The organism is Dermabacter sp. p3-SID358, from assembly GCF_025147465.1.
Taxonomy (GTDB): Bacteria; Actinomycetota; Actinomycetes; order Actinomycetales; family Dermabacteraceae; genus Dermabacter.
The window spans coordinates 1-20,762 of sequence record NZ_JALXOZ010000024.1 but is presented as its reverse complement, the minus strand read 5'-3'; the positions used below and the strand labels follow the sequence as shown (position 1 = coordinate 20,762).

The following is a 20,762-nucleotide window of genomic DNA, read 5'->3' as shown; positions in this document are numbered from 1 at the left end:
CCCTCGCTACGAGAAAGAGGCCCTGGCCTGGGAAGTTTCCCGGCCAGGGCTTTTTGCTGCGCCCATGCAACCTTGATAAGTACGCCGATGAGTACGCCAGCGACTCTCCTTCACTGCAGAGAATGAGGCACACGCCGCGAGGTGCATGGGCGTCGCGAAAACAGCTCCGGGAACAATCCGGGCCAACGGCCGTGCGGCTGTAAGGGTGCGTGAGGTGCCGAAGAGTACACTCGTGGGCGGCGAGGACGCTTGCGGACCGCGTATGAAGCCACGCTCGGTCGCGGGGCCTCGCGACCCCACTGTCGTTAATGAAGGAAAGAATCGTGTCATCGATTTTTCGTACTCGTCCCATTCGCCGCCGCACCGCACTTGCGGGGCTTTCGGCCGGTGCCGTCGCCGGCCTCGCTGCCTGCTCGAATTCGGGCGAGAGCAAGAACGGCGGTCAATCCTCTGATCAAGACGGTGCTGCGAAGTCGCCAAGCGAAAACCCCAAGCAGTCTTCCGAGTGGACGAGCGCGGATGCCTCGCTCGTCGAGATGACGGATGCGACGCTCAACCCCGAGGCCGAGGGCAAAACCGTCACGACCCCGCGCTTCCCTCAGGCACGCAACCTCACCCAGGCCACCGAAGTTGTGCGCAACCGGCTTCTGCGCGAGGCGCACTGGGAAGATATCGAGAAGGTTGACATCAAGGCCTCGATTCTCGCGGCCGCGCAGGATGTTCTCGGTGTCGCGGTCCTCGGCAGTCTCGGAAGCGATGACGTGAACGTGCCGTGCACGATCTGGTACGACGCGCGTAAGAAGCAGTCTTTTGCACCGGCTGCCCTCATTGAGGCAGCCAAGTGGGGTGACTTCGCGAAAACCGTGCACGATGCGGCAGGTGAAGCGAAGCTCGACGCGAACGCCGTTGATCAAGCGCTCATCGAGAAAAGCGCCCCCTACGGCAATGGGCCCGCGATGGCCTTCAGCCCAGAAGGAAAGCTCGTGCTCGCGTTCCGTGCAGGTGCGGCTGGCGACGAGCCCGCGCGCCTCGTCGTAGACGCGGAGGCTTTCCTTTCCGATTTTGGCAAACTTGCCAAGGACGCTAGCGCGAACCCCGCCCAATTCACGGGCGAGCCAAGCGAAGAGCTCGAGCACTTCACTCCGGCCTCGCATGCGGCAGAGGCGATGGACTCCCCGAACCGCCCTTCGGATGGTTCGGAGGGCTCGGGTGCAGCTGCCTCGGATGGGGGCGGCTCCGACGCCTCCCAAGGCGGAGGCGACCCCACGCAGGTTCCCGAACCCACCGAAGGCGGGGCCGTGCGCCCGAGCACCGCGATCGGTTACGACGTCTTTCTTGAGCGTTGCATCGCCCTCACCTATGACGACGGCCCTGGCGCACGCACGCCCGAGCTTCTCGAAACCTACAAGAACGCGAAGGCTGCGGCGACCTTCTTCGAGATGGGCAACAGCGTCCAGGAGCACCGCAAGACCTCGCTCATGGTCGCGGCGGCTGGCCAGGAAATCGGCAACCACAGCATGACCCACCCCGATCTCAAGCGGAAGTCACGCGAGCGCGTGGAGAAAGAAGTCAACAAGAACTCTGATCTTCTCGCAGAAGCCACGGGCTTCGAGCCGCTCCTGTTCCGCCCGCCCTACGGCAGCCACAACGAAACGGCAGATGAGATCATCGCGGCACGTGGTATGGCGATCGTGCAGTGGAACGTCGATACGCTCGACTGGAAGACTAAGGACACGGCGAAGACCATCGAGACGACAGTTGAGGGCGCCGAGAAGTACACCGAGCCGATCGCCCTCATGCACGACATTCACGACGCGACCATCGATGCGGCAGAGCAGATTCTGAGCCAGCTCGCCGACGGCGGCTACATCCCCGTAACGGTGAGCGAGCTGACTCTGAATACGGGCGGCGTTGAGGCGGGGCACGCCTACTGCACCGGCACGGGCATCGAGCAGAGCGGGTTCAACTGCAAAGGCTGATGCGCTAAGCAGGCCCGTGGGCGCGTCTGAGCGGCTGGTCGAGCACGTCGACGGAGAGGAAGAAGCGGCGAAACTCCTCCCGGCTGACCGTGACCCAGGCGCCCGGGCGCCACGGGTTGCGCAACACAATCTCCTCGCTTTCGGGCTTTGCGCCCACAACCGCCATGACGTGATGCGAGGGGATCGGCCCCGGCTTTCGCCCGCGTGAGAGCGCGGCCGAAAGCATGTGCGTCGAGGCAACGATCGGCCGCCGTTCGGCGAGCAAATTCGTGATCTCTTTGGGAGAGGGCAGCGAGAGTCTCGTCGACGCGCTCACACCGCTGAGGGCAGGAAAGCCCCACTTCGCGAAGCCCCGTGCGATCCACGCGTAAGAACCGGAGAACTCCGCCGCGCACGCCTTCTCGAGGATCCCGGGCCAACCCGGGCCGCCACCTTCCTCGGTCGCGTACGCAAAACGACCGCGTTCGTTCACCGGAAAGCGCATGTTGACGCTCCGCCACGCGGGGGCGCCGTCCAAAAAAATTCGTGCAAGCGCCTTCGGAGCTCCGGGGGAAACTCTCACGGCACCTTCGAAAAAAGAAGGGTCGACCGAGTGAATCGCGAGCATCGGCGCCATGAGCCAGCAATTGCCGAGCGCGCCCTGGCGCGGTTTCCGCGAAAAGTTTGGCACGCCACTCCACGCCTCATAGCGTTCGGCGCGCGGTCCAAGCGGCGGCTCCCCGCTTTCGCGAGTATGCGGCGGGAACAGTGTGCTCAGTGTGCGGCGAATCAAGCGTCGGACCCCTTCCACGAAAAAGAAAACCCGGGCACAAACGCGAAGCGCGCATGCCCGGGCCGCTCGGGCGAGTTATCCCGCCCGCTCGTTCATCAGTGCTTCTCAGCCTTCACGAGCTTCTGGCCCGTGCGCTCGAGCACGCCCGCGAACCATTCCTGATCCACGTCAAAGGCTTTGTGACCGGCGATGCGTTCGAATTCGATGGCGCGGAGCTGGTTGCCCTTCTCTTCGTCGTGGCCGATCACGCCGGTGCCGCCCTCAAGAGCGACCTGCACGGCGAGGTCGGTCATCGACTTGATGAGGCGCAGGTCGTCAGCGTTCGCCTTTGCCGAGCGGGCGAAGTAGCCGGACTTCTGAACCATGACCTTCTCGGCACCGAGGCGCTCCGCGAACTGCTTCGCGAACCACTGGCCGGGGTTGATCTTATCGAGCTTCACGTGGCCGAACGGGTCGCGCTCAACCTCTTCACCCTTCGCCTCGAGCTCGGCGATGATTTCGGGAATGCCGGCGCCTTCCGAGAGGAAGATGTTGACGCAGCCGACCTCGTCCATGACCTTCTTGAGGCGCTCCGCTTCGCCTTCGATGTCGAGGTGAAGCTCGGGGAGGAACACGGCGTGGACGTCCCAGCGGCGCTCATCGTGGCCGATTGACGGCAGCCACTGCTGCTTCGAATGCCAATCCTGGTAGTACCGCGCCGCCTCGGCGGTCAGGTAACCGCATGCGCGGCCCATGATCTCGTGGATGATGAGCATGCGCGGGTTCGAGCCGTTCTCCGCGATGACGTTCTGCGCGAAGAGCGAGGTTTGCTCTGCGGCAGTGCGGGCGCCGAGCGATTGGCGGATCGGGACGATGTCGTTGTCGATCGTTTTCGGGAGGCCCACGACCTGGAGCGGGTAGTTGTTGTCCGCGAGGTACTTCGCGAGATCGGCCGCGGTCGTGTTCGTGTCGTCGCCACCGATCGTGTGGAGAACATCCACGCCATCAGCCTTGAGCTTGTTTGCGGCGACCTCGAGGGCGTTCTCGCCTTCCTTGATGAGACCGCGCTCGACGAGGTTCTTCGTGTTCGTGAGCTTCACGCGCGAGTTGCCGATCGGCGAGCCGCCGTAGTTGTGCAGGAGGTGCACGTTCGCACGGGCCTCATCGTCGATGACGATCTTCTCGCCGGAGAGCAAGCCCCAGTAACCGTGCTTGTAGGCGATGATCTCAATCTCGGGGTTCAGCTCGTTGTAGCGCTCGATCAGGCCGCCAACGGCGGACGAGAGACACGGGGCGTAACCGCCCGCGGTCAGGAGAGCAACGCGCTTGACGCTCATGAGGGTCCTTCCCAGGTGGTGTGGTGTGCGAAAACAATGCCGCACGTGTGCGCATCCATCCTACCGTTTTCTCCCTCCCAACGCCCGAGAGGAGCCCCTACTGAGAAGGGTGAAGAGCCTCGAGGATCGCCGCGTGGAGCGGGCCATTCGTGGCGATCGCGCTTGTTCCGCGGTGACCCTCCGCACCGCCGAGGTCGGTAAAGCGGCCCCCGGCCTCGCGGACGATTGGCACGAGGGCGGCCATGTCGTGAAGCTTGAGCGATGGCTCAAGCGCGGCATCAATCCCACCTTCGGCGAGAAGCATGTAGCTCCAAAAATCACCGAAGCCGCGTGTGCGCTCAACCCGCTGAAGGAGGTTCACGAACTCGCGCAGCCGGCCGGTGCGTGCCCAGCCCTCGAGGCTTCCGTACGAGATCGCTGCCTGCTCGAGGTTTCGGGTGGCAGATACGTGGATTCGCTGGGCCGCGGAAAGGCGCGGCCCCGTGAACGCCCCGGTTCCGACGGCTGCCCACCACCGGCGATTCAGAGCGGGCGCCGACACGACGCCCGCGACGACCTCGCCATCGTCCTCGAGCGCAATGAGTGTCGCCCACACCGGAACGCCGCGTGCAAAGTTCGCGGTGCCGTCGATCGGGTCGATGATCCACTTGCGAGTGCTCTCGCCGTGTGAGCCAAATTCTTCACCGATCACCTGGTCGCGGCTTCGGGTGCGCGAAAGCTGCGCGCGAATGAGCTCCTCCGCTGCGCGATCGGCGTCGGTCACGATTGAACGGTCGTCTTTGCGTTCACGCACGAGGTCTTCCGCCTTGAAGCGCGACATCGTGAGTTGATCAACGGAGTCGGCGAGAACGTGAGCGAGGCGAATGTCATCCTGATGTGCCGCGGCCATGCGTGGATTCTCCTTAGCTGGGGTGGACCGTCACATGGCCCACGGGTCGTTGGTGCGAAGCGTGTCGTTGAGGCGCCTAAAGCTTGCGAGTCTCGCGGGGCCGGCGCTACCTGCGTGCCCGTCGGCGACGAGCGAATCGAGGGCGCAGTTCACTTCGGTCGAAGCGTGGGTACAACCACGCGGGCACTTCTCCATAAGGATCGCGAGGTCGTCGAACGCCGATTCAAGTTCTTCGGGGCTCACGTGGCCGAGACCGAAGGAGCGCACACCGGGCGTGTCGATGACCCAGCCGTTGCTCTCGGGCAAGCGCAGTGCGAGGGCCGAACTCGACGTGTGGCGCCCGCGGCCCGTCACGGCGTTGACATGGCCCGTCGCGCGATCAGCACCCGGCACGAGAGCGTTGATGAGGGTCGACTTGCCCACGCCCGAGTGGCCAACGAGTACGCTCAAGTGCCCGGAAAGGCGCTCGCGAAGAGCCTCGATGCCGGCGATGGTGCCGTCGGAGCCCCTGTACGTTGTGAGGTGTTCGATGCCGAGCGGAGCGTATTTCTCGAGAAAATCGGAGGGGTCGGCGAGGTCGGCTTTCGTGAGGCACAGCAGGGGAGTGATACCCGCGACGTAGGCGGCGACGAGGCAGCGGTCGATCATGCCGCCTCGCGGTTCCGGGTTGGCGAGGGCGGTGACAATCACGAGCGTATCGGCGTTGGCGACGAGGGGGCGTTCGGACGCGTCATCGTCGTCGGCGCTTCGGCGCAGGAAACTCGTGCGTTCCTCGACTTCGACGATGCGTGCGATCGTGTCGGTTCGCCCCGAGGTGTCGCCCGTGAGGCGCACGAGATCACCGGGAACGATTGGTGTGCGCCCGAGGGCGCGCGCCCGCATTGCGGTCACGGCGCGTTCATTCTCGCTGTTTTCCTCCGCGATGGTGCGCCAGCGCCCCCGGTCGACGGCGACGACGCGCGCGGTGATCGCGTCTTTGTAATTCGGGTGCTCTTTCGTGCGCGGGCGTGAACCATGGCGGTTCGGCCGCGTGCGCACCGAAGATTCGTCGAAATCCGCGTAATTCGCGAGATTACCCGCGCGCCTCACCACGTGTTCCCCGCAGGGTTTCCCAAGTGCAGCATGGAGGTCCACATGCCGACGAAGTCGGGGAGGGTTTTGCTCGTTGTTTGAACGTTGACCACTCGCACGCCGGGAACGCGCAAGCCGATGATCGCGCCCGCTGTGGCCATCCGGTGATCCTCGTAAGTTTCAAAAACCGTGCCGGTCAGGGGGCCGGGAGTGATCTCGAGGAAGTCTTCACCTTCGCTCACGCTTGCCCCGAGTTTGGTGAGCTCTACGGCAAGCGCGTGCACGCGGTCGGTTTCGTGGCCACGCAAATGCCCGATTCCACTCAAACGGCTCGGGGAATTGGCGAGTGCGGCGAGCGCTGCGATTGTGGGGGTGAGCTCTCCGACGGCTGCCAGGTCCACATTGATCCCGCGGAGGGTACCGGTGCCCGAAAACTCTACATCGGGGCCGATGCGCTCAACCTTCGCGCCCATGAGGGGGAGAATCCGACGGAATTCGTCGCCGGGTTGAGTGGTGTGCTCGGGCCAGTTTTCGATCGAGACGGTGCCGCCCGTGACGAGGGCCGCGGCGATGAAGGGGCCCGCGTTTGAGAGGTCGGGCTCGACCACGACCGGGTCGGGAAGGCGTGGCTCGCCTGGGGTGACGCTCCATTCGTGGCAGCCGTTTTCGACGTCATGCCGTGCTTCAATGCCGCATTCTCGAAGGAGCGCGAGGGTCATCTCGATGTGGGGGAGCGAAGGGAGGTGCGCGCCGGTATGGCGGATCGTGAGGGGAGACTGTGCCCGGACAGCGGCGAGGAGGAGGGCCGAGACGAACTGGCTCGAACCGCTCGCATCTATCGACACGGCGCCGCCCGGAAGGCCGTTGCCGCGCACTGTGAAGGGCAGGAAACCTTCCTCACCGTGGCACGTCACCTCGGCTCCCTGCTGGCGAAGCGCATCAATAAGGGCCGCCATGGGGCGCACGAGTGCTCCACCGTCGCCCGTGAAAGTCACGGCTCGCGACGTGAGTAACGCAAGCGGTGGCACGAACCGCATCACGGTTCCGGCGAGGCCGCAGTGGATTTCGAGAGGCTCGAGTGAATCGTCCCTTTCGGGATTCGCGAGTGAGAAAGGCAGAGGCGAGATCGCAAGGGCGCCGTCCTTGGTGGCCGCGGACCCGCCAAGCGCTCCGAGCGCCTCGATCATGAGGCGGGAGTCTCTCGACGCAAGAGCCCCCACGATATCGGTGGGCGTGCTCGCAAGCGAGGTGAGTACGAGCCACCGATTCGTGAGGGACTTGGAACCGGGAATGCTGACGTGCGCATCAATGAGCCCGTGTGCAACGGGCGCCGTCCACTGAACGTCAGGCACGGAACACCTCGAAACTTAGGCGGTCTTCTTGATCTTCTTTGCGAGAGTGCGGTCGAGCTCGTCGAGACCCTTCGACGACTTCTTCTTGCTCTTCTTCGCAGCCTTCTCGAGTTCGCGCTGCTTTTCCGCTGCCGCCTTCTGTGCGCGAGCCACGGCCTGATCAACGCGGTAGGCGAGCGAAGGTTTGCCGTCGGTGTCAACAACCGCGAGGAGAACGCCACCGAGGAGGCCCAGGTCGCCGGCGATGGCGCGCAACTCTTCGGTGCGTTCGGTTCCCTTCAGCTCCCACACGCGCTTGCGGCCAGCGAGGCCAACGGTGGTCGTGAGCAAGAGGGTTGCCGAGGCAAGGCGCGGCTTCTTGTTCAACGCAAAGGCGGCGCCCGCAACGGCGGCGAGACCGCCGGCAGCACGAAGGATCGTTTCCGCGTCGGTCGGGAGCGGGCTCTTCGAAACCTGCTCGTCGATATCAGCGATCGTCACGGGAAGAGCATCGAGAACGCGATCGGGGCGGATGGCAGTTTGCACACCCTCGAAGATGAACGGTGCGGCGAGAAGGGGGCGTGCGATGCGGCGAACGAGGGACATGCTTTCCTCAGCTTCCTTTTTGAGGCCGTGCGAATCGGAACACGCAAAGACTATCGCACCGCATGAAACTCCCACCTGAACAGCGTAGAGTCGAACCCGATGACTGAAGAAGAAACGTTCCAATCTCGAGGGAACACCGTGGAGGAAGCTGTGGAGAGCGACGAGTCGAGTGCCGCAGCGAGCGCGACGAACGCGCCGCCCACGGCACTTAGCCCCGAGGAGTTCGAACGGGAGGCTTTGAGCCACATCGATGCGCTTTACTCGGGCGCGCTTCGTCTCACGCGCCACCAACACGATGCCGAAGATCTCGTGCAGGACACCTACGTGCGCGCCTTTCGCGCATCGGCGAGCTTCAGGGCTGGCACAAATATGCGTGCCTGGCTTTTTCGCATTATGCACAACGCGTTCATCTCCTCCTACCGCAAGGCACAGCGCCGCCCCAAGGAATCCGGAGGAGAGCAGGTCGAAGACTGGCAGCTTGCCCGTGCGGCCTCCCACGACAGCACGGGGCTCCGCAGCGCTGAAACCGAGGCCCTTGCGCTCCTTCCCGAGGGCGATATCCAAGACGCTCTGAACGACCTTCGCGACGACTACCGCGAGGCGGTCTACCTCGCCGATGTCGAAGGTTTTTCCTACAAGGAAATTGCCGAGATCATGGGCACCCCGATCGGGACCGTGATGTCGCGTATCCACCGTGGGCGCGGGCTCTTGCGCGCTTCGCTCGAACAATACGCACGCGAGCGCGGATACCTGCGTGAGACCGGTGATGATAGGGCTGAGGAGCCGACGGCATGAGGGGAATAAAAGGCGCTGGGCGCGCGTTCAAACCTCATGCGAGCGCCGCGAGAGGCGGCACTGAGAGGGCCGGTACGCGACCACAGAAAGGGGCCACTCGTGTGTGATCCAGCGCTTGAGCGCCTCATGAATCGGGTCGATCGTGCCCTCAGGGGGCGACTGAGCGACTCAGAAGCGGTCGAACTCGAAAATCATCTCGGCGAATGTGCCGCATGCGCGCGAGAAATCGAGCAGGCGCGTCTCGTTCGTCAGCTTTTGCGCTCCTCGTGCGCAGGGCGCGCCTCGGAAGAGCTGCGAGAGCGCGTGCGAGGTTCAGCGCGAACCCTCACGTATCGCGAGGTGCGCGTGAGCTACGGCTCCAATGGGAGCGTGCGACGCGAATCGATCTCCATGACACGGACGATCGAAGGTCCCCTGCACGGTTGAGTGGAGCGACCTCGCGAGAGAAAGCTTTGGAGATAGAGCAACGCCCGGCTGAGAAACCAGCCGGGCGCTTTGTTACGGATTCGCGTGCCGAGCGCGTTGCTCAGACGCCGGGGCGCTTTCCGTGGTTTGCGCTGTTCTTCCTACGCGACTTGCGCTTGCGTCCGCGCTTGCTCATGGCACTCTCCTTTTCGTTCGGTTCGCGTGTCAATGCCCGCACCGAGGTGCGAAAGCAACCCCGGTATTGTCTCACACTCGGCGCGAGTGCCCGAGAGGACTTTATTACGAGGGGACCAACATCACGCACGCAGGGCTACTGCGCGGCGAGGAATTGCGAGAACTCGCCGTGGAGCACGAGCCACGTGATAAGCCCGTAGCCCGTTTGTGAAGGAAGATCGCGCGGGGAACGGGCAACGTCGCCGATGAACTGGTCGTGGTGCGCGAGTGCAGCCGCCGGGTCCACGTAGGGCACCCGGCGACGCGCGCACACGTCAAGAAAGGCGTGCGAAAGATCGAGAATGGCGTCGGTACGTGCGCGATTCTTCGAAGGGGCAGGGCCCACGACAAATGTGGGAATCCTGAGGTGCCCGAGGCCGTCGAGGACTGTCGCGAGGTTGAGGCGTGAGCGCGCGATGCTGATGCCAGCGTCGAGATCGGCGCGACCGAGGGCGATCACAACCCTGTGCTGAGTGTCGTCGGTCTCGCCAGTGTTGTGCGTATCGAGAAGTCGCGTGACATCGCCTTCCCAGCGCTTGGCAAGGGCCGCCGTAGTTTCACCGGGGATCGCGGCGACGTATGAGTCCACGAGATCGCCCCCGCCATTGTGCTGGGCAAGTGCGCGCGTAAACCAGCCCATCGCGCGCTGGTCGCCAGCGCCGGCGAGCATCTCATCGCCAAGGGCGATAACGCGAACGCGCGGCTTAGAGGGGGCTGGGGAGGAAGTCACGGCGGTCCCTTCGGTTGTTTTCGGTGGTCGTGTTGGCGGTCGAGTTCGCGGGGCGAGATTCCGACGCTTGCCGCGCCCCGTAGACGCTCCCAGGTGAGCGGGGTATCCCTCTTACCTCTCGAGCGTTTCCTTGGAAAAAGCACGCTCGAGAAGCTCGCGTTGCTCAACGAGATGCCTCTTCATGGTACCCGCTGCGGGGCTTGCCGAAGCGGGGCGCGCGAGCACGTGGAGGCGACCCGCAATGTCGCGGGGCAGATTCATGGCAAGGTGCCCCCAAGCGCCTTGGTTGAGAGGCTCTTCTTGGATCCACGTGAGGGGTGCATCGCCGAACGGCGTGAGCGCCTCGCGCAGGGCGTCGCTCGGGAGAGGCGCGAGTTGCTCGATCCGCACGATCGCGGTTTCGTCGTCCCCGCGCTGCTGTCGCTCTTTTTCGAGATCCCAGTAGATTTTTCCGGAGCACAGGAGTACGCGCCTGGCGTGCGCGGCCTCTCGGCTCTGATCAGGAACGACCGGCATGAACGTTCCCGAGAGGAACTCTTCGACATTGCTCGCTGCAGCTTTCTTTCGGAGCATCGATTTGGGCGTGAGCACGATGAGCGGGCGCTTGCGGGGACGCTTCGCCTGTCGGCGCAGGAGGTGGAAATAGTTCGCCGGAGTCGAGGGGGCGGCGATTCGCATGTTGCTCTCCGCGCATAGCTGCAAGAGGCGCTCGGGGCGCGCGGAGCTGTGGTCCGGCCCCTGCCCTTCATAGCCGTGGGGGAGAAGCAGTGTCACGCCGGAGCGCTGGCCCCACTTTTGCTCGCTGCTCGCGATGAACTCGTCGATGATGGTCTGTGCGCCGTTGGCGAAGTCCCCAAACTGTGCTTCCCACAGCACAAGCGAGTCGAGTGCTTCGACCGAGTAGCCGTACTCGAAGCCGAGGGCAGCGAACTCGCTGAGGGAGGAGTCGAAAACGCTGAAGGTCGCTTGGCTGCGGTCGATGTGCTGCAGAGGGGTCCACGTGTCCTGGGTTTTGCCGTCAATGAACACGGCGTGGCGCTGCGTGAACGTTCCGCGTCTCGAATCCTGGCCCGCGAGCCGCACGGGGCACCCCTCAACCAGGAGCGAGCCGAACGCAAGAATTTCGCCGAATCCCCAGTCGATTCCGCCGTTGCGGCTCATGGAGATACGTCGCTCGGCGAGCTGCGCGATCTTGGGGTGCGGCGTGAAATCATCCGGATAGTCGGCGTGCGCATCGGCGATACGCTCGATGATCCCGCGATCCACGCCCGTGTCGAAGGAGGGCGCCTCATGCGGTGGTTCGATCTTTTGCTGCGAATCGGGAAGCTCGAGGCCCCGCACGCTTGCTCCGTGAACGTCGGCGCCCGCTCGTGATCCCGCGAAGGCGTTCTCGAGGTGGGTGTGGAAGTTCTCGACGACGCCCTGGAGCTCGTCGTCGGAGAGGTCGCCGCGGTCGAGGAGTGTTTGCGTAAAGAGTTTGCGCACGCTCGGTTTATTTTCGATGATCCGGTACATGAGCGGCTGGGTCATCGAGGGGTCATCGCCTTCGTTGTGGCCGCGACGGCGGTAGCAGACCATGTCGATCACGATGTCGCGGTGGAAGCGTTGGCGGTAGGCGAAGGCGATCTCGGCGGCGCGAACAACGGCCTCCGGGTCATCGCCGTTGACGTGGAAGATGGGCAGCTGCGTGCCTTTGGCGATATCCGTTGAATAGAAGGAGCTGCGCGAGGAGTCGGGTGAGGTCGTGAACCCGATTTGGTTGTTGATCACCACGTGGATCGTTCCGCCAGTGCGGTACCCGCGAAGTTCTGAAAGATTGAGCGTTTCGGTCACGACACCCTGACCCGAGAATGCAGCATCTCCGTGCACGAGGATGGGCAAAATTGGGAAGTCAAGTGTGCGGTTCGTGGAGCGGTCTTGTTTCGCGCGCACAATGCCTTCGAGCACAGGGTTTACGGCCTCGAGGTGGCTCGGGTTGGCCGCGAGATACACCTTCGTACTGTGACCGTCCCACGACGTAAACGACCCTTCGGTACCGAGGTGGTACTTGACGTCGCCGGAGCCCAGCTGGTCCACATCTTCGGTGCCTTCGAATTCCTGGAAAATTTGGGCGTGGCTCTTGCCCGCGAGGTTCGCGAGCACGTTGAGTCGGCCGCGGTGCGACATGCCAATGCACACCTCGTCCATGCCGGCCCGAGCGGCACTCGACATGACCGTGTCGAGAAGCGGAATCATGGCTTCGCCACCCTCGAGGGAGAATCGGCGCTGGCCCACGTACTTCGTTTGCAGGAACTGCTCGAAAGCCTCGGCGGCATTGAGGCGGTCCATGATGTGAGTGAGTTCTTGCTTAGTGAAGGGATCGCGCGGGCGTTCGATTTGCGCCTGGAACCATAGGCGCTCCTCGGGGTCGGTGAGGTGCATGTACTCGACGCCCGTGGTGCGCGAATAGGCGTCACGAAGCTTCTCGATGATGTCTCGCAGGGTTGCGCGTTCAGTCCCACCGAAACCGCGGGTGGGGAACGTGCGGTCGAGATCCCAGAGGGTAAGACCGTAGGTTGATACGTCCAGGTCGGGGTGCTTGCGCTGCCGGTACTGGAGTGGATCGATGTCCGCGACGAGGTGCCCGCGCGTGCGGTACGCGTGGATGAGATCCATGACGTGCGCAAACTTTTCCTGATCGGAATCTCTCAGCGGGTTGTCCGGCACCCATTGGATCGGCTCGTAGGGCACGCGCATCGAAGTGAAGATCCGCTCGTAGAAACCGTCGAGCCCCATGAGCTTGTGTGCCATCACGCGAAGGAACTCGCCCGAGGTTGCCCCCTGAATGACGCGATGGTCGTAGGTCGAGGTGAGCGTCATGACCTTGGAGACAGCAAGTTGCGCGAGAGTCTCGGGGCTCGCGCCTTGAAATGCCGCTGGGTAGTTCATAGCGCCGACACCAACGATTACGCCCTGCCCCTTCATGAGGCGTGGAACCGAGTGCACGGTGCCAATACCGCCGGGGTTTGTGAGCGACACGGTCGTGTCCTCGAAATCAGCGATCGTGAGCTTTCCGCTTCGGGCGCGTTCCACGATCCTGTCGTATTCACGGCGGAACTGGCGGAAGCTCAGGCGCTGAGCGCCTTTGATATTTGGCACGACCAGGCCTCGGCGACCGTCGGCCCTTCGAATATCGATCGCGAGGCCAAAGTTGATGTCTTCGCGCGTGAGGAGCGTGGGTTTGCCATCCCTCATCTCGAAGCCGTTGTTCATATCGGTGACTTCGCTGATCGCTTCGACCATCGCGTAACCGATGAGGTGGGTGAAGCTGACCTTGCCATCGCGCATTCGGCGCAGGTGCCCGTTGATAACCTCACGATTGTCGAACATGAGCTTGACCGGGACATCGCGCACGCTCGTCGCAGTGGGGATCGTGAGCGATTCGTCCATGTTCTTGACGATCGCGGCGGCGGGACCGCGCATGCGGCTTGGTTCAGGTTCAGTTGGTTCGAACGCCGTGAGAGCGGGAATTTCGGTGGTGGGGGTGCGGGGGCGGTCCGACGCCGACGAGATTCCGCTGTGGCTGTGGGTGACGGTCGTGAGCTTCTCTCGGGTGCAGCGCTCTGCCGCATCCTCGGTAGTACCTTCGGAATCCTCGGGCTTCGCTTGCGTTTCTCGAGCGGGCGTTGCCTCGCGGGCAAGGGCAGGCTCCTGATCGGCACCAGCGCGAGGGTGAGAGGTGAAGTAGGCGGCCCACGAAGGATCGACGCTTCGGGGATCCTGCTCGAACTGCGCGCGCAGTTCGTCTACGAGCCACTGATTTGGCCCGAAGGAATCGCCGGGCGTTTGCTCTTCGGTCTCGTGCACGGACCATCGCCTCTTTCGACTGGAGAAAACTTCTAACGCTCAACCCTAACGGAGGGATGCTCTAAACGCTGCTAGCGTTCGGCAACACGACTCGAATCGTGGAACTCGGATCAGCGGCGCCGCGCCCCGGGTGGTCGATTACTTCGATTGTTCCGCCGTGCAGTTCGACCGCCCAGCGTGCGATTGCGAGGCCGAGACCTGTGCCGCCGCTGGAGTCTGGGCTTCCGCCGCGTTCGAAGCGTTCGAACACGGCTTCGCGATCGGCTTCGGCGATGCCGGGGCCCTGGTCGCGCACCTCGATCGCGATCTCATCACCGCCCGCGAGCGTCCACGCGCGCACATATATCGTTCCCCCGCTTGGCGAGTGTCGCGAGGCGTTGTCGAGGAGATTGGCAATGACCTGGTGAATACGCGCTGGGTCGGCACTCACGCTTAACTCTTGCGGCTGCACGTCGATCACGAAGCGCACGTCGCGCTCCTGGGCGCGGGCGGCGAGCTGGGCGGTATCAACGGCTTCGTGGAGGAACGGCGTGAGGGCGATCTGTTCGCGTTCGATGTCGATGACTCCGGCTTCGAGTCGCGAGAGGTCGAGAAGGTGGGTGACGAGCCTCGTGAGCCGTTCGGCCTCGCCGAGGGCAATCTCGAGGCTTTCCGTTGTCGCGGGGGTTACTCCGTCGACCATGTTTTCGAGTTGGCCGCGCAGTGCAGCAACGGGGGTGCGAAGCTCGTGGGAGACGTTCGCGACGAGGTCCCGCCTAAGCTCGTCCGTGCGAGCGAGTTCGGCGGACATGGTGTTAAAGGCCGACGCTAGCTGGCCCACTTCGTCGCGGGATTTTGTGGTGACACGCCTGCCGTAATCTCCCATCGCCATTGCCGTGGCCGCGACAGTCATTTCTCTGAGAGGCCGTGTCATGCCGCGCGCGAGGATTTGGGTGACGACGAGAGCCGCGAGGACGGTGAGCGGGATGAACAGCAGTGGGCTTAATCCCGCGGCGGAACCCGCCCAGCCGAGAAGAGCGGCGACGAGAACGGACACGGCGACGATGACGCCGAGTTTGATCTTGAACGAGCCAAAGCGCTCGAGCGGCGATAGGTCGAGGGCCTGCGTCGGAACCCTCACGCGATCGAACCTTCCGGAACTTCGAGCGCATACCCGACCCCGTGGACTGTCCTCACCAGATCACTCCCGAGCTTGCGGCGTAGCGCTTTGACATGGGAGTCCACGGTTCGCGTTCCCGTTGCGTCGACCCAGTCCCACACGTCCTCAAGGAGCTGTTCGCGTGTGAGAACGGTACCGGGTGCGAGTGCGAGGCACACGAGGAGGTCGTATTCGGTGGGCGTGAGATGTGCTTCGGTTCCCTCTCGCATTACTCGCCTCGAGTCTCGGTCGATCACGAGGTTCCCGAGCTCGATCTTCGACGGCGCGCCTTCTGTTGCGGGCACAGATGAGCTTCGGCGCACGCGACGAACGAGGGCTTTGAGACGCGCAACGAGCTCGCGCATAGAAAAGGGTTTGGTCATGTAGTCATCGGCGCCAACGCCGAGGCCAACGAGCATGTCGGATTCTTCATCGCGAGCGGTCAGCATGAGCACGCCGAACTCACCGAGCCCCCGGACGCGGCGGCATACCTCGAGCCCATCAAAACCGGGGAGCATGACGTCGAGAACAACCGCATCGGGTTTGAAGTTTTCGATCGTGGTGACCCCTGAAGGGCCGTCGTGCGCGATCGCGACCGCCCAGCCCTCGGCGCTCAGGCGATCGCTGATGGTGCGGGCGATTGTGCGCTCGTCCTCGACAACGACGATCCTCGCGTGGGGCTCCGCGGGTCTCGCGGGGGTGGTTGAGCTGCTCGTCATGTTCTCAAGTTTATTGCGCGAATCCTCACGTCACTGTGAAGGAAAAGTGCACTATAGTGGCGCCTACGATGAACGATAGCGATTCACCACCTCGAAGTTCCATGCCCCCTCACCTCAGCCGTTCGCGCGGCATGCAGGCTTCAAAGCACGTGGCTGGTGAGTGGGCATGATGACCTGGATCCTTCTCGGCGTGGGGCTCGTTCTCACAGCCGGAACCGCCATCTTCGTGGCGTCAGAATTTTCCCTCGTGGCGCTCGATAAACACACGGTTGAAAAGGCCGTGGAGCGCGGCGATAAGGGCGCGAAGGGCGTCATGAGTGCCCTCACCCATCTCTCGACGAACCTTTCCGGTGCGCAAGTGGGCATCACGATCACGACCCTGATCTTCGGCTTTGCGGTGAAGGAACCGCTCACCGAAGTTCTTTCGGGGCTTTTGTCGTTCACGGGTCTTGAAGCGACGGTGGTGTCGACAACAGCGCTCGCGCTCGCGATGGTCCTCTCCTATGGCTTCTCGGTCGTGTTTGGTGAGCTCATCCCGAAGAATCTCGCGATTGCAGCGCCATTTGAAACGGCGAAAATCGTGGCGCCCATGCAGCACGGCTTCACGATCGCGCTCAAGCCGCTCATCATGATGTTCAACGCAACCGCGAACTTCTTCCTCCGCCTCCTCGGGGTCGAGCCGCAAGAGGAGCTCTCCGCGGCGCGCTCACCAGCCGAGCTCGACTCGCTCGTGCGCCACTCGGCACAGGCAGGCACGCTCGACGAGGGCACAGCGATGCTTCTTTCACGCACGCTCCAGCTTGCAGATCGCACGGCTACCGACGTGATGACGCACCGCGGTGCAATGATCAGCATCGATATGAGTGAGCCAGCGTCGGAAGTCCTTGCTCTTACCGCTGATTCCGGCAAATCCCGCTTTCCCGTGACCGACGAGAGCGAAGACGATGTTGTGGGGATCGTGCAGGCACGCCAGGCGATCACGCTTCCCCGCTCCGAGCGCTCGCGCACGCTGGTGAAAGACATCATGAGCGAGGTCGTGCGTGTCCCCGAAACCGTGGGGCTCGATTCGCTTCTCGAGGATCTGCGAGCCCAAGGAGCACAACTCGCCGTGGTGATCGACGAGTATGGGGGCACGGCAGGAATCGTCACGCTCGAGGATGTGATCGAGGAGATCGTGGGCGAGGTATCTGACGAACACGATACGGACGAACCGGAACGCTTCGCGCAGGGCGGGATCGACGAGTGGACCGTCTCGGGTCTCATGCGTCCCGACGAAATTCGCCGCGACATGGGTGTCATCATTCCCGAGTCACCCGACTATGAAACACTCGGCGGCCTCATCATGGATCGACTCGAACGGCTGCCTGAAGTGGGTGACGTGCTCGAGATCCCCGGCGTGCGCTTCGAGGTCACGGGGCTCGACGGCCGCCGAGTCGACACGGTCGACATGAAGCTGCTTTCCGACGAGGCGCGGGCGCGCATCGATGACGAGGAAGGGGATCGCGATGAGTGATGTCACCGCTCTTCTCATCGGCCTCGCAATGCTTGCGGGAAACGCGTTCTTCGTGGGGGCCGAGTTTGCCGTGATGAGTGTGCGCCGCAGCCAGCTCGAACCGCTCGCTGCAGAGGGGAAGCCCGGGGCGAAGACCGCCTTGTGGGCGATTCAGCACGTATCGCTCATGCTTGCGACCGCGCAATTCGGTGTGACCGTGTGTTCGGTGACGCTTGGCGCGGTTGCCGAGCCCGCGATTGCGCACCTCATCGAACCGATCTTCGAGAGCTTTGGTGTTCCAGATGCGCTCGTGCACCCGATTGCGTTTACGATTGCGCTTTTGATCGCGAGCTACCTGCACGTGGTGCTGGGCGAGATGGTACCCAAAAACCTCTCGATCGCTCTGCCCGTGGGGTCGGCGCGGATTCTCGCGCCACCTCTCGTGTGGCTTACGAAGATTCTACGACCGATCATTTGGCTTTTGAACGCGACGGCGAACGCCGCTTTGCGTCTTCTCGGGGTCGAGCCGCAGAACGAGGTCTCAGCGCAATTCACGGCGGAAGATATCGCCGCGATTGTGGATGAATCCGAGCGCGAGGGGCTTCTCGACGACGAGCAGGGTTTGCTCAAGGGCGCTATCCAGTTTTCCGATCGTGTTGCTGGCGATGTCATGGTGCCCATGAGTGAGGTCGTGACGGTTGACTATGACGTGACCCCGCAGAGATTTGAGGAGATCGTTGCACGCACGGGCTTTAGCCGCCTCGGTGTGAAGAACGATGCGGGTGACCTCGTGGGCTACCTTCACCTCAAGGACATGATCGTGCTCGATGGCGAGAATCCCGCTGTGTATACGACCCCCGTGAGTCCGGGCAAGGTGCGTGCGGTCGTGTCGGTTGCCGACGACGATGACGTGGAAGAGGTGCTGCGTGCGATGCAATACAACGGCGCGCATATGGCTCGCGTCGATTCGGCGGGACACAGGAGCGTGGGTGCGGTATTCCTCGAAGATGTTCTCGAGGAACTCGTGGGCGAAGTCAACGACGTCATGCAGCGCCAGCGTCTCGTTGGCTCACGCCCCGTGCCACCCCGATCGTAGGTAAAACAGTAAAGAGATGTGACGCCCCACATACTCAATTGTGTGGGGCGCGCCCTCGTGTGGGCCGAGCGCACGCCTGAACCGTGATGCGTGAGACGCCAACGGCAAAGATTCGGTAATCACTCGTTTAGGTGGGACGATTGGGGGCTTTTGCGGGCCTAGGTTAGTAATGGTTCAAAAAGCGGAGCTTCCCCATTCGTGAGAACCGGCGCGATTCATTCGCGCAATCATCGAACATTCGACATGGCAGAAGGGAACACGACGTGGCGAAGCATCGCGCAGCCGGAAGGGCACAAATGAGGCCCCTCCAGCCAGCACAGGGGACCAGGCGCAACTCGGAAGCCGCGAGCTCGGCCGTCAAGGTTGGAGTTGTGGGCGCCCTCGCCACGGCAACGATCGCCGTTCCTCTTGCTGCAGCTGCCGCAGATCAGGGCGCTGCGCTTCCTTCGAGCATCGAAGCCACGTCTGAAGCCCTCGCCCCGCAAAAGCAAGAGCCCGTCGCGCAGGAAGCCGCTGTTCACCACGCCGCGATTCCTGCGGCTGCCCAGGGTGACCAGGTCAGCTACGCCGACGCCTCCATTGAAGGGAACCTCGAAGCGGAGGCGCCGACGCCCGAGGCTGAGGCCGCGAACCTGGGCGAGGTCGCTGGCGACGGCCAGTGGCAAAAGCCCACGCCCGGCGCTCCTGTGACCTCACCGTTTGGCTACCGCATCCACCCGACACTCGGGTATCGCAAGCTGCACGAAGGTACCGATTTCGGTGCGAATTGCGGAACGCCCGTGTATGCCGCGGAGTCGGGAACCGTCAAGCTTTCGGGCTACAAGAGTTCCTCGAGCGGCAACGCCGTTGTGCTTGACCACGGCAACGGTGTGGAGACCGAATACTTCCACCTCTCGGCTGAATCCGTGAACGTAGGCGATACCGTGACCAAGGGGCAGCAGGTCGGCAACGTCGGCTCGACCGGCCGCTCGACCGGCTGCCACCTTCACTTCGGCCTCAAGAAGGGCGAAGGTCACGTCAATCCGATGTCGCTGTGGCGTTGAGCCCCGTTGTTCTCGGAGTCGAGTCCTCGTGTGACGAGACCGGCTTCGGCATTGTCAGCGAAGGAAAACTCTTAGGTCAGGGCCTCGCCTCCTCCGCATCGAAACACGCGGAATTTGGGGGAGTGGTTCCCGAGATCGCCGCGCGGGCTCACCTCGATGCGGTCGTGCCGACTCTCCAGATCGCCCTCAAGGACGCCGGCGTTGAACCCCAAGACATCACGCATGTCGCCGCAACCTCCGGCCCGGGCCTTGCCACGGCCGTGCACGTAGGCCTCGCGGCGGCGAAGTCGATCGCGTGGGCTCTCGATAAGCCTCTGTACGGCGTTCACCACCTCGCCGGTCACGCCGCTGCCGACACGCTCGAGCACGGCCCGCTTCCCGAACACAGCATCATCCTGATTGTCTCGGGCGGTCACACCTCGATCCTTGAGGTTCGCGATCTCGTGCGCGACCCGATCCACCACCTCGGCGACACCCTCGACGATGCCGCTGGCGAGGCTTTTGACAAAGTTTCGCGGCTTCTCGGCCTCGGTTACCCGGGCGGTCCCGCGATTTCGAAGGCTGCCCTCGAGGGGGACCGCGAGGCGTTCCGGTTCCCGCGCGCGATGCTCCGCGCGGGTGATCACCCGTACACGTTCTCGTTCTCGGGTGTGAAGACCGCCGTAGCCCGCACCGTGGAGCAGATCGAGCGCACGGGTGCCGCCGTTCCCGTTGCCGACATCGCCGCGTCCTTTGAGGACGCAGTTGTCGACGTTCTCGTGACGAAAGCGCTCATGGCCTGCCAGGAAAAGAAGCTCGACACCCTCGTGATTGTGGGCGGCGTCGCCGCGAACCGTCACCTGAGGGCGAAGGCTCAGGAGCAGTGCGACAAGCTCGGCATCGAGCTTCGCGTGCCACCGCCGAGCCTGTGTACGGACAACGGCGCGATGATCGCCGCCGTGGGTGATCTTCTCGTGCGTAGCGGCGCTATGCCGAATACGCTCGGTATTGCGGCGGATCCGTCGGCAGTGTTGCACGGTGCCCAGCTTCCCGTTCCCGCCTAGCGCATCACGTTAAGCGCCCCAAGAGCGCGCCCGCGTGCCCGATCTTGCTAAACTGGCACGGTTGCCCGCGTAGCTCAGTGGATAGAGCGTCTGCCTCCGGAGCAGAAGGTCGTAGGTTCGAATCCTGTCGCGGGCGCGCATGTCATGAGTCGCGTCATGCTTGACGCATGAGTCGCGACATGCTGGACGGACCGGCATCCCAGTTGTTTTTATTCTGGGGTGCCGGTTTTGTTCATTTGGGGTGAAGTGGTGGGTCA

Annotated in this window: 18 protein-coding genes and 1 tRNA gene; 8 read left to right on the top strand and 11 right to left on the bottom strand. The window is 63.3% G+C overall.

The window, feature by feature from the left end; translation table 11 throughout:
- The first annotated feature begins 323 nt into the window (after nt 1–323).
- Nucleotides 324–1,979 (top strand): polysaccharide deacetylase family protein, encoded by a 1,656-nt coding sequence (locus tag M3B90_RS09150; protein WP_259890027.1) that lies wholly within the window; start codon nt 324–326, stop codon nt 1,977–1,979.
- 4 nt (nt 1,980–1,983) lie between these two features.
- Here the strand turns inward: M3B90_RS09150 and M3B90_RS09145 are convergent, their stop codons facing one another.
- The 6 genes from M3B90_RS09145 to M3B90_RS09120 form a co-directional block, all read right to left on the bottom strand.
- Nucleotides 1,984–2,751 carry a C2 family cysteine protease gene (locus M3B90_RS09145; protein ID WP_259890026.1) on the bottom strand — a complete coding sequence of 256 codons (768 nt, stop codon included), beginning with the start codon at nt 2,749–2,751 and terminating at the stop codon, nt 1,984–1,986.
- Between the two features lie 95 nt (nt 2,752–2,846).
- Nucleotides 2,847–4,067: a pyrophosphate--fructose-6-phosphate 1-phosphotransferase gene (locus M3B90_RS09140; RefSeq protein ID WP_259890025.1), complete on the bottom strand. Its 1,221-nt coding sequence runs from the start codon at nt 4,065–4,067 to the stop codon at nt 2,847–2,849.
- A 97-nt stretch (nt 4,068–4,164) separates the two neighbouring features.
- Nucleotides 4,165–4,956, bottom strand: coding sequence for an inositol monophosphatase family protein (locus M3B90_RS09135; RefSeq protein ID WP_259890024.1), 792 nt, complete (start codon nt 4,954–4,956; stop codon nt 4,165–4,167).
- A 30-nt stretch (nt 4,957–4,986) separates the two neighbouring features.
- Nucleotides 4,987–6,045: a ribosome small subunit-dependent GTPase A gene (gene rsgA / locus M3B90_RS09130; protein WP_259890023.1), complete on the bottom strand. Its 1,059-nt coding sequence runs from the start codon at nt 6,043–6,045 to the stop codon at nt 4,987–4,989.
- A complete protein-coding gene (gene aroA / locus M3B90_RS09125) occupies nt 6,042–7,379 on the bottom strand; it encodes a 3-phosphoshikimate 1-carboxyvinyltransferase (protein ID WP_259890022.1) in 1,338 nt (445 codons plus the stop codon). The genes rsgA and aroA overlap by 4 nt, the downstream gene beginning before the upstream one ends.
- A 15-nt stretch (nt 7,380–7,394) precedes the next feature.
- Nucleotides 7,395–7,964: a hypothetical protein gene (locus tag M3B90_RS09120; RefSeq protein ID WP_259890021.1), complete on the bottom strand. Its 570-nt coding sequence runs from the start codon at nt 7,962–7,964 to the stop codon at nt 7,395–7,397.
- 99 nt (nt 7,965–8,063) lie between these two features.
- Between M3B90_RS09120 and M3B90_RS09115 the strand changes: the two genes are divergently transcribed.
- The gene (locus tag M3B90_RS09115; protein ID WP_259890020.1) at nt 8,064–8,759 is read left to right on the top strand and encodes a sigma-70 family RNA polymerase sigma factor; all 696 of its coding nucleotides are present in this window, start codon (nt 8,064–8,066) and stop codon (nt 8,757–8,759) included.
- Nucleotides 8,760–8,858: 99 nt separating this feature from the next.
- Entirely contained in the window at nt 8,859–9,185 is a 327-nt protein-coding gene (locus M3B90_RS09110) for a zf-HC2 domain-containing protein (RefSeq protein WP_259890019.1), read from the top strand.
- A gap of 100 nt (nt 9,186–9,285) precedes the next feature.
- Here the strand turns inward: M3B90_RS09110 and M3B90_RS09670 are convergent, their stop codons facing one another.
- The 5 genes from M3B90_RS09670 to M3B90_RS09090 form a co-directional block, all read right to left on the bottom strand.
- Nucleotides 9,286–9,360, bottom strand: coding sequence for a 50S ribosomal protein bL37 (locus M3B90_RS09670; protein ID WP_396122517.1), 75 nt, complete (start codon nt 9,358–9,360; stop codon nt 9,286–9,288).
- Between the two features lie 135 nt (nt 9,361–9,495).
- Nucleotides 9,496–10,128, bottom strand: coding sequence for a GDSL-type esterase/lipase family protein (locus M3B90_RS09105; RefSeq protein ID WP_259890018.1), 633 nt, complete (start codon nt 10,126–10,128; stop codon nt 9,496–9,498).
- A gap of 111 nt (nt 10,129–10,239) precedes the next feature.
- Nucleotides 10,240–13,974 carry a multifunctional oxoglutarate decarboxylase/oxoglutarate dehydrogenase thiamine pyrophosphate-binding subunit/dihydrolipoyllysine-residue succinyltransferase subunit gene (locus M3B90_RS09100; protein WP_259890017.1) on the bottom strand — a complete coding sequence of 1,245 codons (3,735 nt, stop codon included), beginning with the start codon at nt 13,972–13,974 and terminating at the stop codon, nt 10,240–10,242.
- A 61-nt stretch (nt 13,975–14,035) separates the two neighbouring features.
- Entirely contained in the window at nt 14,036–15,094 is a 1,059-nt protein-coding gene (locus M3B90_RS09095) for an ATP-binding protein (protein WP_259890016.1), read from the bottom strand.
- Nucleotides 15,091–15,831 (bottom strand): response regulator transcription factor, encoded by a 741-nt coding sequence (locus M3B90_RS09090; RefSeq protein WP_259890015.1) that lies wholly within the window; start codon nt 15,829–15,831, stop codon nt 15,091–15,093. The genes M3B90_RS09095 and M3B90_RS09090 overlap by 4 nt, the downstream gene beginning before the upstream one ends.
- Nucleotides 15,832–15,997: 166 nt before the next feature.
- Here M3B90_RS09090 and M3B90_RS09085 point away from each other — a divergent pair, with 166 nt between their 5' ends.
- The 5 genes from M3B90_RS09085 to M3B90_RS09065 all read left to right on the top strand — a co-directional run bounded on the left by M3B90_RS09085 (nt 15,998) and on the right by M3B90_RS09065 (nt 20,641).
- Entirely contained in the window at nt 15,998–17,344 is a 1,347-nt protein-coding gene (locus M3B90_RS09085) for a hemolysin family protein (protein ID WP_259890014.1), read from the top strand.
- Nucleotides 17,337–18,419: a hemolysin family protein gene (locus tag M3B90_RS09080; protein WP_259890013.1), complete on the top strand. Its 1,083-nt coding sequence runs from the start codon at nt 17,337–17,339 to the stop codon at nt 18,417–18,419. The genes M3B90_RS09085 and M3B90_RS09080 overlap by 8 nt, the downstream gene beginning before the upstream one ends.
- 263 nt (nt 18,420–18,682) lie before the next feature.
- Nucleotides 18,683–19,462, top strand: coding sequence for a M23 family metallopeptidase (locus M3B90_RS09075; RefSeq protein WP_259890011.1), 780 nt, complete (start codon nt 18,683–18,685; stop codon nt 19,460–19,462).
- Nucleotides 19,453–20,505, top strand: a complete 1,053-nt coding sequence (gene tsaD / locus M3B90_RS09070) for a tRNA (adenosine(37)-N6)-threonylcarbamoyltransferase complex transferase subunit TsaD (RefSeq protein ID WP_259890009.1) — start codon at nt 19,453–19,455, stop codon at nt 20,503–20,505. The genes M3B90_RS09075 and tsaD overlap by 10 nt, the downstream gene beginning before the upstream one ends.
- A gap of 63 nt (nt 20,506–20,568) precedes the next feature.
- Nucleotides 20,569–20,641: transfer RNA gene (locus M3B90_RS09065), tRNA-Arg, on the top strand.
- The last annotated feature ends 121 nt before the right edge of the window (nt 20,642–20,762 follow it).

Excerpts from the sequence above, each read along its gene's own strand:
- M3B90_RS09140 (WP_259890025.1), bottom strand. The coding sequence starts at position 4,067 with ATGAGCGTCAAGCGCGTTGCTCTCCTGACCGCGGGCGGTTACGCCCCG.
- M3B90_RS09135 (WP_259890024.1), bottom strand. The coding sequence starts at position 4,956 with ATGGCCGCGGCACATCAGGATGACATTCGCCTCGCTCACGTTCTCGCC.
- M3B90_RS09120 (WP_259890021.1), bottom strand. The coding sequence starts at position 7,964 with ATGTCCCTCGTTCGCCGCATCGCACGCCCCCTTCTCGCCGCACCGTTC.
- M3B90_RS09115 (WP_259890020.1), top strand. The coding sequence starts at position 8,064 with ATGACTGAAGAAGAAACGTTCCAATCTCGAGGGAACACCGTGGAGGAA.
- M3B90_RS09090 (WP_259890015.1), bottom strand. The coding sequence starts at position 15,831 with ATGACGAGCAGCTCAACCACCCCCGCGAGACCCGCGGAGCCCCACGCG.
- M3B90_RS09085 (WP_259890014.1), top strand. The coding sequence starts at position 15,998 with ATGATGACCTGGATCCTTCTCGGCGTGGGGCTCGTTCTCACAGCCGGA.
- M3B90_RS09080 (WP_259890013.1), top strand. The coding sequence starts at position 17,337 with ATGAGTGATGTCACCGCTCTTCTCATCGGCCTCGCAATGCTTGCGGGA.